Source organism: Microbacterium sp. P5_B6, assembly GCF_056400345.1.
In genome coordinates, this window is record NZ_JBFULL010000005.1 from 54,888 (window position 1) to 68,918 (window position 14,031).

A 14,031-nucleotide genomic window follows, 5' to 3' on the forward strand; every position below is an offset into this window, starting at 1 on the left:
GGTCAGGGCGCGACGCGGCCGTTCGCGTTGAATGCAGCGTGGGTGAGCGGCATCCGCTCGCGCCAGACCGCCTCCATCTTCTCGGCGCACATCTCGATCTCGCGCTGCGGGAAGGACGGGAAGTGCGTCCCCTCCACCTTGGTGCGCAGCGACAGGAAGTTCATGAGCGCGCGGGCATTCATCGTGACGTACATCGACGAGTAGATGTTCAGCGGAAGGACGATGCGCGCCACTTCACGGGCGACGCCGGCTGCCAGCATCCGCTGATACGCCTCGAAGGCATGGGCGGATGCCTCGCGGGTGGCGGTGTCGACCAGCTCGAACTGCTCGTCGCTCCCAGGGAGGAACTCGTAGGCACCGGGCTTCCCGACCTGGAGCAGGTTGCGCTCACGGGCCGGGACGTAGAAGACGGGGCGAAGCTCACGGTAGCGGCCCGACTCCTCGTTGTACGAGGCGATCCGGTGCCGCATGAACTCACGGAAGACGAAGATCGGCGCCTGGACGTAGAACGTCATGGAGTTGTGCTCGAACGGCGAACCGTGGCGGTCTCGCATGAGGTAGTTGATCAGGCCGCGGTCCTTCGCACCCGCCTCGGTGCCGGCGGCCGCGGCATCGAGCGTCTGCTCACCCTGCGTGGACACGCGGGCGGCGAACAGCACGTCCGAGTCGGAGGCGCTCGCGCGCACCAGCTCGACGGTCACATCGCTGCGGAACTCGATCACGGGGGTCTCTGCGGGGACGCTCACATCTCCAACCTACCGACTGGCGATTGTTACGACGCGCGCGTCACACAAGCTCGCTCGGGATCCATTCAGCCGATTGCAGATACGCTGATCAGTTGTGAACCTCGTGGGGGCGCTGGTCGTGCTCGCCGTCCTGCTGGCGGCGACCGTCCTTCTGGGCGCCTTCCTGCAGTGGCGGCAGAACCGTCCGCAGCGCCACATCTCCCACGAGGTGGTGCAGCCCGAGCGCCTGGGCGCCGACGGGCTCGGCGAATTCGCCACCCTCCTGCAGTTCAGCACCGAGCTGTGCGCGCGCTGCCCCGGGGTCCATCGCACACTCGCGAGCGTGGCCGACGAGCACGCCGGAGTGCTGCATCTCAACGTCGATCTGACCCACAGGCCTGACATCGCCAAGCACTTCCACGTCCTGCAGACACCGACGACGCTGATCCTCGACAAGGACGGCGCCGTCCAGACCCGATTCGGGGGCGCGCCCAGTCGCGAGGTCCTCGAACTCGAACTCGCCCGACTGACCGGAGAGAACGCCGATGTCTGACATCTTCACCACCGGCGAGGGCATCGACGCCCGCGGCCCGCGCTTCGCGGCCGGCATCACCGCGGTGCTCCTGCTGATCGACGTCTTCCTCGCCCTGACCGGCCTCGCGACCGCCCAGACCCCGGACGGCACGTGGGCGGTCGCGGAGTCGTCGATCGCCGAGCGGGTCGCGGACCCCGCGTTCCTGCTCCTGCTGCTGACGGCGCTGCTGTTCCTGTGGGGCGTGCTCTCACCGCGGACGGCGCCGTGGGGAGTCCTCTACCGCCGTCTGGTGCAGCCGCGCCTGTCGCCTGCCACCGAGCTCGAAGACCCTCGTCCGCCCCGGTTCGCCCAGGGAGTGGGACTCTTCGTGGTCGGCGTCGGGCTCGTCCTGCATCTGGCGGGGGTGCCTCTGGCGCTTCCGATCTCGGCGGGCCTCGCCTTCATCGCCGCCTTCCTCAATGCGGTGTTCGGCCTGTGCCTCGGCTGCGAGCTGTACCTCGTGCTGCAGCGCATCGGGCTGGTCGGCCGCGAGCGCACGGCCACCGCCTGAGCATCGCCCGATCGTCGGGGATCCATCGTTCCGTCGTGTCGGACCGGCGGTTAGGCTGACCCGCGAGGGCCGTCACGAGCCCGTCACCGCCGACACGGAGGAACCCATGAGCGTTACGAGCGAAGCCACCACGTCGTGGAAGGGAACCCTCACCGAGGGATCAGGGCAGGTCGCCCTGGAGAGTTCCAACCAGGGCCCGCTCGCCGTGAACTGGAAGGCTCGCAGCGAGGGATCGACCTCGGTCACGACACCGGAAGAGCTCATCGCAGCGGCGCACTCCTCGTGCTTCAGCATGGCCTTCTCAGCCACCCTCGCGAAGAACGGCACCCCTCCGGAGAGCATCGAGACGACGGCATCCGTCACCTTCATCCCCGGCACCGGGATCACCGGAAGCCACCTGAACGTCGAGGCATCCGTGCCCGGCCTCAGCCCCGAGGACTTCGCGACGCTCGCGAACGACGCGAAGGCGAACTGCCCGGTCTCGAAGGCGCTCGCCGGGATCGAGATCACCCTCGAGGCGACGCTTGCCTGACCCCGCCGGGGATCAAGGGATGCCGCGCCGCGTCGTCGTCGCGGGCGCTTCGGGCCTGATCGGCTCGGCGCTGATCGACAGCCTGCGCGCCGACGGCGTCGCCGTCACTCGTCTCGTGCGGCGCGCCGCGAAGGCGCCCGACGAGGTGGAATGGCTGACGAGTGACGCCCCCCTCGATCCCGCTGTGCTCGAAGGAGCGGAGGCCGTCGTCGGACTCAACGGCGCGAGCATCGGCCGCTTCCCGTGGACGGCCTCGTACAAGCACACGCTCGTGTGGTCGCGGATCGCGCCGACGCAGGCACTCGCCCGCGCGGTGCGCGAACTGGGTGAGGGTGCGCCCGCGTTGGTCTCCTCCTCGGCGGTCGGGTTCTACGGCTCGGCCCCGCCCGGAGTGATCACCGAGAACTCGCGGAGGGGCGAATCGTTTCTCGCCGACCTCTGCGGCGAGTGGGAGTCGGCGGCGCGGGCAGCCGGTCTGCACGCGCGCGTCAGCCTTCTGCGCACCGCGCCGGTGGTCCACGCGGAGGGCGTCCTCAAACCCCTGCTCCTGCTGACGAAGCTGGGAGTGAGCGGGCCGATCGGCCGCGGAACGCAGATCTGGCCGTGGATATCGCTCGTGGACGAGATCGCCGGCATCCGGCATGTCATCGACCACGGCATCGAGGGTCCGGTGAATCTCACCGGCCCGACGCCGGCCCACGCGAACGACCTCGGCTTCGCCCTGGCACTGCGCCTCAACCGCCCTTACCTCGTGCGCGCACCGGAATGGGCGCTGCGCCTGGCCCTCGGCTCGGACGCGACCGAGGCGCTTCTCACGACTGACGCCGACGTCCGGCCCACCGTGCTCGAACGCACGGGCTTCGCCTTCACCCACCCGACGGTGGAGGAGGCGGTCGCCGCGGCGGTTCCCGCCCACCGGTCCGCGACGATCGTGGTCGGCGATCGATCAGGGACGCTCGAGCGCGGGTCGCAGGCTGACGTCCGCGCCCGTTAGGACGTACGGCGCTCAGCGCCCTCGAGGGCGATCGCCTTCCGGACGGCGGCCCTGGCGCGCCTCCGGTCTCCTGCGGCGTCGTAGGCGAGCCCCAGCCGGTACCAGGCGCGCCACTCGTCGGGGTGTGCCTCGACGTCGGCGCGGAACTGGGGGAACGCGGCATCGCCGTCCTCGCGGATCACGCGTCCGCTGGGACGGACGGCGACCTCCTGATCGGGAAGTCCGCCCTCGTTCTCGAGCTTGCGCCCGATGCTCTCCGCGCGTACCCCGAACCACAGCTCGCGCCCCAGGGCCCACACGGCGATGAGCGGCAGCACGAAGAGCGCGACCCCCATCGCGATGCCGATGGGCTCTCCGCTCGTGAGCAGCAGCCATCCTCGCTGGGCGACGAGCCCGATGTACAGGGCGAGGAGCACCGCCATGACGGCGACGCCGATGCGTGCGCTCACGCTCCGGTCGCCCGGGCCACCTGGCCGGGGACGCCGCCCTCGTCGAGCGGCCCGGGCTCGTCGGCGCCCCGCAGGCGCAGCCCGATGTCGATGAAGCTGTCTAGCCCTACCGCGACGCCCTTGGCGTCCCGTGCGGCGGCAAGCGCCAGCCGGATGCCGGGCGTGTAGGCCGGGGCGGGGTCGACGGTGTCGTGGACGATCGACAGGGACTCGCCCGGGCCCGACAGGATCGTCTCCTGACGTGCGACGACGCCGGGACGGCGCAGCGAGTGGACGGGGACGCTCGCCACCTGCTGACCACGGGCCCGCTGATCGACGTGCGGCGACTCCACAGGCCCGACGGTCGAGCGCGCAGCGGCGATGAGCTCGGCCGTGCGCACGGCGGTGCCGCTCGGAGAGTCGATCTTGGTCTCGCGGTGCGCCTCGATGATCTCGACGGAAGGGAAGAAGGGTGCTGCGGCCGCCGCCAGGGCTGAGCCGAGCACCGACCCGAGCGAGAAGTTCGGGATGAAGACGGCGCCGGTTCCAGACGCCTGCACCAGGGGCCGGATGAGCGCGATGCGCTCCGCGGACCACCCGGACGTCCCCACCAGGACGTTGATGCCCCGCTCGACCGCGGCGCGCACCACGTCGATCGAGACGGCGGGTGTCGAGGCGTCGACGACGAGGTCGGCGCCCTCGAGGTCGGACAGCGAGGAGCGGGACGACAGCACAGCGACAAGCTCGAACCCGGGCTCGGCCTCCACGACATCGCGGATGATCCCGCCGAGCTTGCCGGTCCCGCCCACGAGGGCCACGCGCGTCGTCATGCGCTCCAGCCTAGACGCGGCGCGCTGAGCCGGCCGGCCGCGTCTAGGCTCGACGCATGGTCGAGCTGCGCCCCGTTTCCGTCGACGATCCCGTCTCGCGCGAACTGCTCGCCGAGTACTTCGCGATGCGCGCCGAGACCTTCCCCGGGCAGAGGTACACGACGGTCTTCCCCTCGCCGGATGTCTTCACGGAGCCGGCCGGGGTCTTCATCGTGCTGACCGACGACGACGGCCGCCCGGTGGGATGCGGCGGCATCCGCCGCACCGCGGACGGCGAGCGCGGCATCCGGTACGAAGTCAAGCATCTCTACCTGCGGCCCGAGACGCGCGGTCGGGGCTGGGGCCGGCTGCTCCTGGATGACCTCCGTCGGCGTGCTTCGCAGTGGGACGCCGCCGAGCTCGTGCTCGACACGCATCACACGCTCGAGGCAGCCGGCGGCCTCTACGCGAGTTCCGGGTTCCGCGAGATCGCCCCATACAACGACAACCCGAACGCGACCCGGTGGTACGGTCTGCCGCTCGCGGCGGTCGACGACCCTGATCAGACGGAGTAGGCGTCGGGAAGGCCCGTCCGCAGCTCGACCGGGAGATGCGCGAGGTCGTTGTGCGCCACGAGCGTCCACGGCCGGCCCTGCTTCTGCGCGAGGACGGTGAGCCCGCAGTGCGCCTGGTTGAGCGACATCCAGCGCCACTCGGGCGCCTGCATCACCTCGCGGACGAACCACGCGATGACGAAGTTGTGGGTGATGAGCAGTTCGTGGACGTCGCCCGGCTTGCGCACGAGGAATTCTCCGACGGCATCAGCCATCTGGGCGCGCCCCGCTTCGATCTCGGCCGGCGTGATGCCGCCGAAGAACGGCTCGAAGACCGCGGGGGTCTCGGGCGTCATACCCGTCGGGATGCAGTCGAACAGCAGCGCCGAGGCCTGCGGCGATACGGACGGCAGGCGCTCTGCCACTGCCCGGGCCGTCTGGGCGGCGCGCTCGAGGGGGGAATGCCATACGGCGTCGAGCGGGAGCCCCGACAGGCGATCGGCGATCAGGGCCGCCTGCCTGCGACCGCGCGGCGACAGCGGCCCGTCGATGAGACCGTGCTCGGCATCTTGATGCTCGCCATGCCGCACGAGATAGAGATAGTGCGTCACGACAGCCCGCTTCGTCTGAGGAACCGTGCCTGTCGGCACCCCTCCAGCCTATGTCACCCCTGTGACAGCGTTCGGCTGGCGGCGCGTTCGCCGGTCACTCGGCGGCGCGGGCGATCTCGGCCAGGTGCGACCGGTTGAGATGCACGCCGACACCCTGCACCAGCTCTTCGATGTGCTGGGGCGCGAAGGCGTTGATGATGGGCGCGGTGACGAGCCGCTGTGCGAGGAGCCAGGCGACGGCGACCGCGGCATCCGGGACCCCCAGCTCGGCGCCGACGGAGTCGAGGGCCCGCAGCGTCCGCGTACCTCGGCGGTTGAGGCTCGCCGCAAGCTGGGCTCCGCGCGCCGACAGGCTCCCGCGCGTGCGCGTGCGGTGGCGGCCCGCGAGGAAGCCGTGCTCGAGTGCGTGCGACGGGGTGACCGCCATGCCCTGCGCGCCGGCCACCAGTCGCAGATCGCCGTCGAACTCGTGGCGGCGCAGGATGTTGAACGGGACGTCGAGGACCGTGATGCGCGGGTAGCCGGCAGACGCGAAGATGCGCGCCTCCACGAGCTGCGCGGCGGTGTAGCCGATCACGCCGAGGGTCAGCGCCTTGCCCGACTCCACCAGCCACTCGGCGGTGGCGAGGGTGTCTTCCAGAGCTGTGACGGTGTCTGAGGTGGCATCGAGGTACAGGACGTCGATGCGATCCGTTCCGAGGCGCGTGAGGGATGCCTCGACGGCACGGACGAGATTGACGGGTCCAAGGCCGGGGTTGTCAGGATGGCCGCCGACGCGCGTCGCGAGCACGACCTCGTCGCGAAGGCCCCGCGACGAGAGCCACTGCCCGATGATGTGCTCACTGCGGCCGCCGGAGTAGCTGTCGGCCGTGTGGACGGCGTTGCCGCCCCACTCGACGTAGGCGTCCAGGATGTCGTGGCTCGACTCGAGGTCGACGTTCCAGCCGAACTCGGCGCCGCCGAGTATCAGCGGGAAGACCTTCGGGCCGCCCTCACCGAGCGGCACGCGGAGCTGGCTGCCCACTGGGGGGCCCTGCACCGGAATGGGGGCCGACGGGTGCGGAGGCGCAGCGGAGACTCTGACCTCGGTGCTCGCCGAAGGGACGGCAGAGCCAACGCCGAAGAGAGCCATGTGTCACCCCCCGCACGACGATCCACCTGGGTGGCATCCTCGTGATCGGTAATTCCGCACCCCCCGGCGCGGTAATCAAAGGGTAGGGCGGGCCGAGCGTGCTTCCGTACCAACAGGCGGACGACCGGTAAACATTCGATAACGCTTTTGTCACAGAGTTGCACGAGAGCGCTCCCAGTCCCCCATTCGGGGGACAAGCGAGGCGAAAAGAACGGTGCCCGCCCCCTCGAGAGAGGGGACGGGCACCGGACGGAGAACGAGCGCTCAGCCTTCGGCAGGAGCCTCGGGGCCCTGGCTGGCCGCGGCGCGGCCCTCCTGGTCTGCGGGCTCCTCGACGACGGGCTCGAGCGAGAGCTTGCCGCGGTCATCGATCTTCGTGATCTTCACGAGGATCTTCTGTCCGACGTTCAGGACGTCTTCGACGTTCTCGACGCGCTTGCCGCCGGCGAGCTTGCGGACCTCGCTGACGTGCAGCAGTCCGTCCTTGCCGGGGAGCAGCGAGATGAACGCGCCGAAGGTCGCGATCTTCACGACCGTGCCCAGGAACTGCTCGCCCACCTCGGGGTTGGTCGGGTTGGCGATCGCGTTCACCTGCGCGCGCGCCGCTTCGGCCGAGGGGCCGTCGGTCGCGCCGATGTAGACGGTGCCGTCCTCTTCGATCGAGATCTGCGCGCCGGTCTCGTCCTGGATCGCGTTGATCGTCTTGCCCTTGGGGCCGATCAGCTCGCCGATCTTGTCGACCGGGATCTGCACGCTGATGACTCGAGGAGCAGTCGGAGCCATCTCGTCCGGGCCGTCGATCGCGGCGTTGAGGACGTTCAGGATCGTGATGCGCGCCTCGTGCGCCTGCTGCAGCGCGGCGGTGAGCACCGACGACGGGATGCCGTCGAGCTTCGTGTCGAGCTGGATCGCCGTGACGAACTCGCTCGTGCCCGCGACCTTGAAGTCCATGTCGCCGAGAGCGTCTTCGGCACCGAGGATGTCGGTCAGCGCCGCGTAGCGCGTCTGTCCGTCGACCTGGTCGGAGACGAGGCCCATGGCGATGCCGGCAACCGGCGCGCGCAGGGGCACGCCGGCGTTGAGCAGCGACAGGGTCGAGGCGCAGACGGAGCCCATCGAGGTCGAGCCGTTGGAGCCGAGAGCCTCGGACACCTGGCGGATCGCGTAGGGGAACTCCTCGCGGCTCGGCAGCACCGGCACGAGCGCGCGCTCGGCGAGGAAGCCGTGCCCGATCTCGCGACGCTTGGGGCTGCCCACGCGCCCGGTCTCACCGGTCGAGTACGGCGGGAAGTTGTAGTGGTGCATGTAGCGCTTGTGCGTGACAGGCGACAGCGAGTCGATCTGCTGCTCCATCTTGAGCATGTTCAGCGTGGTGACACCCAGGATCTGGGTCTCGCCGCGCTGGAAGATCGCCGAGCCGTGGACGCGCGGGATGACCTGCACCTCTGCATCGAGCGGGCGGATATCGGCCAGGCCGCGGCCGTCGATGCGGACGCCCTCGGCGAGGATGCGACCGCGGACGATCTTCTTGGTGACCGACTTGTACGCCGCCGAGAACTCGATCGTGGCGACGGCCGGAAGCTCGCCGGACTCGACAGCGGCGACGAGCTCTGCCTTGACGGCATCCTTCAGCGTGTCGTCCGCAGTCTGACGCTCGACCTTGTCGGCGATCTGGTAGATCGGCACGAGCTTGTCGTAGGCCCGGCCCGCGACGAAGTCGTACGTCTGCTGGCTGTAGGGCAGGAAGACCGGGAAGTTCTGGATCTCCTTGGCGGCGGTCGTCGCGACCTGGCTCTGCGCGGCGACGAGCTGCTTGAGGAACGGCTTCGAGGCTTCGAGGCCCTCGGCGACGATCTGCTCGTTCGGCTTGACGGCGCCGGCCTTGATCAGGTTCCAGCTGCCCTCCGTGGCCTCGGCCTCGACCATCATGATCGCGACATCGTCGTTGCCGTCGGCATCGGTGATGACGCGGCCCGCGACGATGAGGTCGAAGACGGCCTCCTCGAGCTGCGCGACAGTCGGGAACGCGATCCACTGGTCGGCGTTCTCGCCGTGACCCGGGATGAGCGCGAGCCGGACGCCCGCGATCGGACCGGAGAACGGCAGACCCGAGATCTGGGTCGAGAGCGACGCGGCATTGATCGCGAGCGCGTCGTAGAACTCGCCGGGGGCGATCGAGAGCACGGTGACCACGATCTGGACCTCGTTGCGGAGACCGTCGACGAACGACGGGCGCAGCGGGCGGTCGATGAGGCGGCAGACGAGGATGGCCTCGGTCGAGGGGCGGCCCTCACGGCGGAAGAACGATCCGGGGATCTTCCCTGCAGCGTACGAACGCTCTTCGACGTCCACCGTCAGGGGGAAGAAGTCGAAGCCTTCGCGCGGGTGCTTCCCGGCGCTGGTCGCCGAGAGGAGCATGGTCTCTTCGTCGAGATAGGCGGCGACTGCGCCCTGTGCCTGCTGTGCGAGGCGTCCGGTCTCGAACCGGATCGTGCGGGTGCCGAAGCGTCCATTGTCCAGGACTGCTTCTGCGGCGGTGATTTCAGGACCTTCCAAGAGGTCACTCCTTCGTTAGTGGTCACTCCCCTACCCGGGGAGGGCCCTTCTTTGGACCTTCCCCTGTCCGGGGAAGGCCTATGCGAGCTCGCGCATCCGTATGACGCGCGAGCGTTCGTGAAGGAGCAAGGAACAGGCAGATATGGGCGCGCCGCGATGCCGCGAAGTCCGCCTGCGCTGGCCACCAGTAGAAGATCACCCAGCGCGACGCGCGATGGGGAACCCACCACAGGGGACCAGCTTTCTGCCGGGCCTGCTCCATGAGCTCGTATTGAATTGAGCGGATGCCGTGAGGCAACCCTGTCGATCCTATCAGTGGGGTCCCCCGCGGCCGATTCTCTGGCGGGATCCGGGATGCCGCGCCTAGGCTGAGCCCATGAGCACCGACGAGAAACCTGCCGGCGCGGCATCCCATGAGATGAAGCGGAAGTTCAAGGAGGCACTGGAGAAGAAGAACTCTCAGACGCGCTCGGGCGAGGCCCATCTGGACGGCGATTCCACTGTCCATGGCACGCACGGCGCGATCACCAAGCGCGAGTTCCGCCGTAAGAGCGGCTGACAGAAGGGATCGGGCATGACCGGTCGTATCCACGAACCCGACGGAGATCGGGCTCACTCGAGCGACGACTCGGGCGACGAGTCGCAAGAGCTCACCCGCGCCGAGGAGATCGAGATCCAGCGGCAGATCCAGCTGGAAGTGCAGCGCTTCGAAGCCGGCATGGAGGGCTGACAGCCCAGGATGCGGAAGGAGGATGGTGTGAGCGATTTCCGCGAGCGCATCCCCGACGACGATCGGGAGGTCCCGATCGACGACGAGCACGAGCTGGAGCTTCCTCCCCCGACGATCGATCCGCTCGAAGCCGTCGAAGACGACCTGGACGAGCTCGCCGACGAAGAGCGCAGGGCCGCCATCGAGGCGGGTGAGATCGACCCCTGACACACGGTTCGGGGCCGTCCGCAGAAGCGGACGGCCCCGAGTCGATCACAGGGTGCGTCAGCGCGAGAGCGCTTCGCGTTCGCGCGCCCGCTCCTCTTTGGCTGCCGCCTCGGCGACCGCGGCCTCTTCGAGACCCTGCGTGCCGACGGCATCCGTCGCGTCCGACATGCCGTCGTGGTCGTCGCCCTGCATCGTCGTCTCGTCGAACGGGATCTCGCCGCGGAGCACCGAGCGGGCCCGGGCGCCGTCGATCTCCTTGACCCACGTGCCGATCAGGATCGTCGCGACCGCGTTGCCGGTGAAGTTCGTCAGCGCGCGGCCCTCGGACATGAAGCGGTCGATGCCGACGATGACCCCCACGCCGTTGACCAGGTCGGGGCGGTAGGCCTGAAGCCCTCCGGCGAGGGTCGCGAGGCCGGCTCCGGTGACGCCCGCGGCGCCCTTGGAGGCGATGATCATGAAGACCAGCAGCCCGATCTGCTCAGGGATCGACATCGGCGCGCCCATGCCCGATGCGATGAACAGCGAGGCCATCGTCAGGTAGATCGCGGTGCCGTCGAGGTTGAACGAGTAGCCGGTCGGGACGGTGATGCCCACCACCGCACGCTGGATGCCGAGGTGCTCCATCTTGGCGATCAGGCGGGGCAGAGCCGACTCGCTCGAGGACGTGCCGACGATGAGCAGGTACTCGCGGGCGAGGTACTTCATGAGGCTGAAGATGCTGATCCGCGTCACGGCGTACAGCAGCGTGCCCAGGATGCCGACGATGAAGAGGATGCACGTGATGTAGAAGGCGACCATCAGGATGCCGAGGCTCCAGATCGCCGCGACGCCGGTGGAGCCCACCACGGCGGCGATCGCGCCGAAGGCGCCGATGGGTGCGAGCCACAGGATCATGCCCAGGATGCGGAACACGAGCGACTGCAGGTGCTTGACCGCCGTCATGATCGGCTGGCCCTTCTGGCCCATCCCCTGCAGGGCGAAGCCGACGAGCAGCGCGATGAACAGCACCTGGAGGACGTTCTCGCCGACGAACGCCGAGAAGAAGGTGGTCGGGATGATGCCGAGCAGGAACTCCTCGGTCGTCTTGGCCTCTGCCACCGCCTCATAGGTCGAGTTCGCCATGTTCAGGCCCTCGCCGGGGTGGATGATGTTGCCCACCACCAGACCGATCGCGAGCGCGAAGGTCGACATCACCATGAAGTAGAGCAGCGCCAGCCCGCCGATCTTGCCCACGGTGGCTGCCTTGGCGATCGAGCCGACTCCCACGACGATCGTGCAGAAGATGATGGGGGCGATCATCATGCGGATGAGCGCCACGAAGGCGGTGCCGAGCGGCTTCAGGGCGATTCCGACCTCGGGCCAGATCAGGCCGATCGTCGCGCCGGCGACGACAGCGATGATCACCGAGATGTAGAGCCACGTGTGCTTGTCCCACGCCTGCTTGCCCTTGCGCCAGTTGTAGCCCGGCAGTCGGAAGGAACTGGTTCGAGTTGAGAGAGCCATCATCGTCTCCTTGAGTGGACTTCATCGTCTGTGCCGTCGCAGCCGGCGGCTCATGCCAGAGTGCGCGCCCTGACTGCTCCTGCGCGTTTGTGGTCGTATTGGTCGCGCGCAGTGCAGGGCAGCGTGAACGACGGTGTGGTGCTATTGACGCGGGAGCTCGGAGAGGAGCGACGCGATGACGGGTCGTAAAGGCGCGACGAGTGCGGCATCGCGCGTCTTCGTCGTGCTGCTCGGCGCTGTGGTCCTCGTGGGGGCGATCGTCGCCCTGCTGCTCGTGTTCGAGGCGCAGCGCGCCGTGAGGGCCGAGGCGGAGCGCGTCACCCGCGCGCTCTCGGAGACGATCGCCGCGACCGATGCCGTCGGCGGGACCCTCACGGAGGACGATCCGTCGGCGGACCTCCAGCCCTACGCCGAGCACATCATGGCCGAGACCGGAGTCGACTTCATCACGATCATGACGCCGGACGGCATCCGGGTGACCCACCGCGACCGGGACGAGATCGGGAAGCACTACCTGGGCACCATCCCCGACGATGGGGCGACTCTGACCGAGGAGTTCGAGGGGACCCTCGGCCCTTCCGTCCGCACGATCTCACCGGTAATCCATGACGGGGAGCTCGTCGGCTGGGCGTCCGTCGGGGTGACCGTCGACTCGCTGTCTTCGGCGTTCCTCCCCCGCCTCCCGTTCGCGATCGTCATCTCGCTCGCCGTGGTCGCGGCGGGGTTCGTCGGCGCGCTCGCGGCGGGGCGGATCACCAAACGCGTCACCGGGGATCTGCCGGCAGGGAGCATCCGGGATGCCGTCTCGTCCTACGAGTCCATCCGCACCCTCGGGGAGGCCTTGCGGGCGCAGACCCATGAGCACGGCAATCGCATGCACACCGCTGTGGCGCTGCTCGAGCTCGGACGCACGGACGAGGCGATCGAGATCCTCACCGAGACGTCGCGGCAGAGCCAGGAGCTCGTGGACCAGGTCACGGCACGCCGCGACGGTGACCCGACCGTGGGTGCGCTTCTCCTCGGCAAGGCCTCGCAGGCGCGTGAGCGCGGCATCGACTGGATGGTGGCGATCGACCCCGCCGCGCCGCGGAGCACCCTGGCTCCGGTGGACGCCGTGTCGGTCGTCGGGAACCTGATCGACAACGCGCTCGACGCGGCGGCGGCCGGGGCCGAGCCCCGATGGGTGCGCGTGGAGCTCGCACCGGCTCCCCGCGGCGCGCTGTCGATCGTCGTCTCAGACAGCGGGAGCGGCATCCCGGCGGATATCGCAGACCGGGTCTGGGAGCACGGCTTCTCGACCAAGCCGGCGGGGGCGGACGGACGCGGCGTGGGCCTCGCTCTGGTGCGGTCGATCGTGGACGGCGCGGGCGGCGCGGTCGAGATTGCGGCCTCCCCCACCGCGTTCCACGTCGTCCTGCCCGGGAGGCGACCATGATCAACGTGCTGCTCGTCGACGACGAGGCACTGACACTCGAGCTGCACCGGTCGTTCCTCGGGCGGCTCGACGGGTTCCGCGTGGTCGGAGAGTGCACTGGCGCCCGTGCCGCCGTCACTGCGATCCTGGAGCATCCGCCGGCCGAGGGCATCGACCTCATCCTGCTCGACATGACGATGCCGGACGGCACGGGCCTCGACGTTCTCCGGCACATCCGCGCGCACGCCTCCGACGTGGATGTCATCGCCGTGACGGCCGTCCGCGACGCGGAGGTCGTCCGGCAGATGGCGTCGCTCGGCGTCGCGCAGTACCTCGTGAAGCCCTTCGCCTTCGGCGTCTTCCGCGAGCGCCTCGAGCAGTATCGCGAGTTCCGCCGCAGGGCGCACGATGCCGCCGGGCAGGCGACGCAGTCCGAGATCGACGCGCTCCTGGGCGCGATGCGGCCCGCCGGCTCCGTCGCACTCCCCAAGGGCCTGTCACCCGAGAGCCTCGAGCGCGTCAGCGCGGCGGTGCGGGACGGAGGGCCGCTGTCGGCCAGCGAGGCCGCAGCGCGGCTCGGGATGTCACGGGTCGCCGCCCGCCGGTACCTCGAGCACCTCGCCGAGGCGGGGCGCGTGGAGCGTTCGGCGCGATACGGAGGCCCGGGCAGGCCTGAGTCGGAATATCGCTGGCGCAGCTGATCGCCCCCGGCACTGGGCCGGCGCCCGGGAGGAGACGTCCCCGATCG

Annotated in this window: 17 protein-coding genes; 10 read left to right on the plus strand and 7 right to left on the minus strand. The window is 69.4% G+C overall.

Translation table 11 applies throughout. The features are described 5' to 3' along the window. Positions 1 to 2: 2 nt before the first annotated feature. On the minus strand, positions 3 to 746 hold the full coding sequence (gene thyX, locus AC1DP3_RS08350; protein ID WP_477292696.1) for an FAD-dependent thymidylate synthase: 744 nt from the start codon (positions 744 to 746) through the stop codon (positions 3 to 5). A 94-nt stretch (positions 747 to 840) separates the two neighbouring features. On the opposite strand from thyX, the gene AC1DP3_RS08355 reads away from it, so the two are divergent. The 4 genes from AC1DP3_RS08355 (at position 841) to AC1DP3_RS08370 (ending at position 3,336) form a co-directional block, all read left to right on the plus strand. After that, positions 841 to 1,278, plus strand: a complete 438-nt coding sequence (locus tag AC1DP3_RS08355) for a TlpA family protein disulfide reductase (protein ID WP_477292697.1) — start codon at positions 841 to 843, stop codon at positions 1,276 to 1,278. Further along, positions 1,271 to 1,810 carry a DUF4395 domain-containing protein gene (locus AC1DP3_RS08360; RefSeq protein ID WP_477292698.1) on the plus strand — a complete coding sequence of 180 codons (540 nt, stop codon included), beginning with the start codon at positions 1,271 to 1,273 and terminating at the stop codon, positions 1,808 to 1,810. The genes AC1DP3_RS08355 and AC1DP3_RS08360 overlap by 8 nt, the downstream gene beginning before the upstream one ends. 106 nt (positions 1,811 to 1,916) lie before the next feature. Further along, the gene (locus tag AC1DP3_RS08365; RefSeq protein ID WP_477292699.1) at positions 1,917 to 2,342 is read left to right on the plus strand and encodes an OsmC family peroxiredoxin; all 426 of its coding nucleotides are present in this window, start codon (positions 1,917 to 1,919) and stop codon (positions 2,340 to 2,342) included. 19 nt (positions 2,343 to 2,361) lie between these two features. Continuing rightward, positions 2,362 to 3,336 (plus strand): TIGR01777 family oxidoreductase, encoded by a 975-nt coding sequence (locus AC1DP3_RS08370; protein ID WP_477292700.1) that lies wholly within the window; start codon positions 2,362 to 2,364, stop codon positions 3,334 to 3,336. Here the strand turns inward: AC1DP3_RS08370 and AC1DP3_RS08375 are convergent. Beyond that, entirely contained in the window at positions 3,333 to 3,785 is a 453-nt protein-coding gene (locus AC1DP3_RS08375; RefSeq protein WP_477292701.1) for a hypothetical protein, read from the minus strand. The two genes, AC1DP3_RS08370 and AC1DP3_RS08375, sit on opposite strands and share 4 nt — an antisense overlap. Next, positions 3,782 to 4,594 carry a 4-hydroxy-tetrahydrodipicolinate reductase gene (locus tag AC1DP3_RS08380; protein WP_477292702.1) on the minus strand — a complete coding sequence of 271 codons (813 nt, stop codon included), beginning with the start codon at positions 4,592 to 4,594 and terminating at the stop codon, positions 3,782 to 3,784. Before AC1DP3_RS08380 ends, AC1DP3_RS08375 begins: the two co-directional genes overlap by 4 nt. A 56-nt stretch (positions 4,595 to 4,650) precedes the next feature. On the opposite strand from AC1DP3_RS08380, the gene AC1DP3_RS08385 reads away from it, so the two are divergent. Then, positions 4,651 to 5,148: a GNAT family N-acetyltransferase gene (locus AC1DP3_RS08385; protein ID WP_477292703.1), complete on the plus strand. Its 498-nt coding sequence runs from the start codon at positions 4,651 to 4,653 to the stop codon at positions 5,146 to 5,148. Here the strand turns inward: AC1DP3_RS08385 and AC1DP3_RS08390 are convergent. The 3 genes from AC1DP3_RS08390 to AC1DP3_RS08400 all read right to left on the minus strand — a co-directional run bounded on the left by AC1DP3_RS08390 (position 5,136) and on the right by AC1DP3_RS08400 (position 9,426). After that, a complete protein-coding gene (locus tag AC1DP3_RS08390) occupies positions 5,136 to 5,738 on the minus strand; it encodes a histidine phosphatase family protein (protein WP_477292899.1) in 603 nt (200 codons plus the stop codon). The genes AC1DP3_RS08385 and AC1DP3_RS08390 overlap by 13 nt on opposite strands. Before the next feature lie 94 nt (positions 5,739 to 5,832). Beyond that, the gene (locus AC1DP3_RS08395) at positions 5,833 to 6,870 is read right to left on the minus strand and encodes an aldo/keto reductase (RefSeq protein ID WP_477292704.1); all 1,038 of its coding nucleotides are present in this window, start codon (positions 6,868 to 6,870) and stop codon (positions 5,833 to 5,835) included. Between the two features lie 264 nt (positions 6,871 to 7,134). Then, positions 7,135 to 9,426 carry a polyribonucleotide nucleotidyltransferase gene (locus AC1DP3_RS08400; RefSeq protein ID WP_477292705.1) on the minus strand — a complete coding sequence of 764 codons (2,292 nt, stop codon included), beginning with the start codon at positions 9,424 to 9,426 and terminating at the stop codon, positions 7,135 to 7,137. Positions 9,427 to 9,802: 376 nt separating this feature from the next. On the opposite strand from AC1DP3_RS08400, the gene AC1DP3_RS08405 reads away from it, so the two are divergent. From AC1DP3_RS08405 to AC1DP3_RS08415, 3 genes are read left to right on the plus strand one after another with little or no spacing between them, the layout of a single operon-like run. Beyond that, complete coding sequence (locus AC1DP3_RS08405) at positions 9,803 to 9,985, plus strand: DUF5302 domain-containing protein (protein ID WP_477292706.1); 183 nt, start codon at positions 9,803 to 9,805, stop codon at positions 9,983 to 9,985. Positions 9,986 to 10,000: 15 nt separating this feature from the next. Beyond that, on the plus strand, positions 10,001 to 10,156 hold the full coding sequence (locus tag AC1DP3_RS08410; protein WP_477292707.1) for a hypothetical protein: 156 nt from the start codon (positions 10,001 to 10,003) through the stop codon (positions 10,154 to 10,156). Between the two features lie 27 nt (positions 10,157 to 10,183). Further along, a complete protein-coding gene (locus AC1DP3_RS08415) occupies positions 10,184 to 10,363 on the plus strand; it encodes a hypothetical protein (protein ID WP_477292708.1) in 180 nt (59 codons plus the stop codon). A 57-nt stretch (positions 10,364 to 10,420) separates the two neighbouring features. On the opposite strand, the gene AC1DP3_RS08420 is transcribed toward AC1DP3_RS08415, so the two are convergent. Beyond that, a complete protein-coding gene (locus AC1DP3_RS08420; RefSeq protein WP_477292709.1) occupies positions 10,421 to 11,869 on the minus strand; it encodes a cation:dicarboxylate symporter family transporter in 1,449 nt (482 codons plus the stop codon). Between the two features lie 175 nt (positions 11,870 to 12,044). Between AC1DP3_RS08420 and AC1DP3_RS08425 the strand changes: the two genes are divergently transcribed. Together AC1DP3_RS08425 and AC1DP3_RS08430 are read left to right on the plus strand one after the other, a co-directional pair. Next, positions 12,045 to 13,304 (plus strand): sensor histidine kinase, encoded by a 1,260-nt coding sequence (locus AC1DP3_RS08425; RefSeq protein ID WP_477292710.1) that lies wholly within the window; start codon positions 12,045 to 12,047, stop codon positions 13,302 to 13,304. Continuing rightward, positions 13,301 to 13,984 carry a response regulator gene (locus tag AC1DP3_RS08430; RefSeq protein WP_477292711.1) on the plus strand — a complete coding sequence of 228 codons (684 nt, stop codon included), beginning with the start codon at positions 13,301 to 13,303 and terminating at the stop codon, positions 13,982 to 13,984. The genes AC1DP3_RS08425 and AC1DP3_RS08430 overlap by 4 nt, the downstream gene beginning before the upstream one ends. The last annotated feature ends 47 nt before the right edge of the window (positions 13,985 to 14,031 follow it).

What these genes read in the sequence shown, in the direction of transcription:
- AC1DP3_RS08365 (WP_477292699.1), top strand. Translation starts at nt 1,917, where the DNA reads ATGAGCGTTACGAGCGAAGCCACCACGTCGTGGAAGGGAACCCTCACC.
- AC1DP3_RS08385 (WP_477292703.1), top strand. Translation starts at nt 4,651, where the DNA reads ATGGTCGAGCTGCGCCCCGTTTCCGTCGACGATCCCGTCTCGCGCGAA.
- AC1DP3_RS08420 (WP_477292709.1), bottom strand. Translation starts at nt 11,869, where the DNA reads ATGGCTCTCTCAACTCGAACCAGTTCCTTCCGACTGCCGGGCTACAAC.
- AC1DP3_RS08370 (WP_477292700.1), top strand. Translation starts at nt 2,362, where the DNA reads ATGCCGCGCCGCGTCGTCGTCGCGGGCGCTTCGGGCCTGATCGGCTCG.
- AC1DP3_RS08360 (WP_477292698.1), top strand. Translation starts at nt 1,271, where the DNA reads ATGTCTGACATCTTCACCACCGGCGAGGGCATCGACGCCCGCGGCCCG.
- AC1DP3_RS08395 (WP_477292704.1), bottom strand. Translation starts at nt 6,870, where the DNA reads ATGGCTCTCTTCGGCGTTGGCTCTGCCGTCCCTTCGGCGAGCACCGAG.
- AC1DP3_RS08405 (WP_477292706.1), top strand. Translation starts at nt 9,803, where the DNA reads ATGAGCACCGACGAGAAACCTGCCGGCGCGGCATCCCATGAGATGAAG.
- AC1DP3_RS08410 (WP_477292707.1), top strand. Translation starts at nt 10,001, where the DNA reads ATGACCGGTCGTATCCACGAACCCGACGGAGATCGGGCTCACTCGAGC.
- AC1DP3_RS08425 (WP_477292710.1), top strand. Translation starts at nt 12,045, where the DNA reads ATGACGGGTCGTAAAGGCGCGACGAGTGCGGCATCGCGCGTCTTCGTC.
- AC1DP3_RS08430 (WP_477292711.1), top strand. Translation starts at nt 13,301, where the DNA reads ATGATCAACGTGCTGCTCGTCGACGACGAGGCACTGACACTCGAGCTG.
- AC1DP3_RS08380 (WP_477292702.1), bottom strand. Translation starts at nt 4,594, where the DNA reads ATGACGACGCGCGTGGCCCTCGTGGGCGGGACCGGCAAGCTCGGCGGG.